This is a genomic window from Streptomyces sp. S3(2020), from assembly GCF_013044505.1.
In the GTDB taxonomy this organism is placed as follows: Bacteria; Actinomycetota; Actinomycetes; order Streptomycetales; family Streptomycetaceae; genus Streptomyces.
Genome location: NZ_JABERD010000543.1, coordinates 1 through 886, shown reverse-complemented (window position 1 = coordinate 886; position 886 = coordinate 1). Strand labels below are relative to the sequence as shown.

The following is an 886-nucleotide window of genomic DNA, read 5'->3' as shown; positions in this document are numbered from 1 at the left end:
GTCCTGCTGATCGATCCGGCCCCCGCGGCCGCACCCACCGCGGTGACCGGATCGATCAGCAGGACCGCCCCGTACAGCACACCCGGCGCCGCATACCCGGCGATCCCCGGCAGCCCGCCCGGGCCCACACACCGCGGCGCCCCGCCGTCGCGGGCCCGCGCTCCCGTCAGCGCCCACGCCCACAGGCCCAGCCCGACCGCCAAGGCCGCCGGGGAGCCGGGATCCCCGGTCATCAGCAGGACCGGCAGCGCCAGCACCGGTGCCCACGGCCGGGGCGTCAGCACCCGCACCAGAGCGCCGAGGCCGGTCAGCAGCACCAACAGGTTCAGGGGACCGGCCAGTCGTACGACCTCCCAGCCGCCCAGCCCCGTCAGCCGCGCGAACACGCCCTGCGCCACCGCGTACGGCGAGTAGTACGGGCTGCCCGCACCCGGCAGATCCGCCAGGGGATGCCGCGGCTGCCACAGATCCACCCGCAACCGCTCGACCACCGCTGCGTGCAGCCCCGCGTCGCAGCACAGCGGCGCCGCCCAGTACGCCAGCGACATCACCAGCCAGTACAGGAAGCCGAAGACCAGGTACGGGCCAGGACGCCAGGCACGGCCGCCGCGCAGCGCCGTCGCGCCACGAAGAGACCGCCGGCTCAGGAGACCGCTGCTCACCGCACCAGCCTTCCCGCCGGAGCGGGCCGCCGCGCCTGGCATCACACGGCTGGCGCAGCGACGCTCTCCTGGGGCGCCCGGCGCCTCAGCGGCCGGGGCGGCCGGACGGGCGCCGGGGGGGGGCTGTATCTTCTACACAGCTGACGCTGACGACGGAGAGGGTAGTTGAGAGCACGGGGGGCGAGGTGACGAGCACAAAAAAAGACAACACCACAAGACAGACG

Annotated in this window: 1 pseudogene; it reads right to left on the bottom strand. The window is 74.4% G+C overall.

The window, feature by feature from the left end:
- Positions 1 to 662, bottom strand: a pseudogene (locus HLK59_RS50235) (hypothetical protein); the annotation flags it as partial.
- Between the last annotated feature and the right edge of the window lie 224 nt (positions 663 to 886).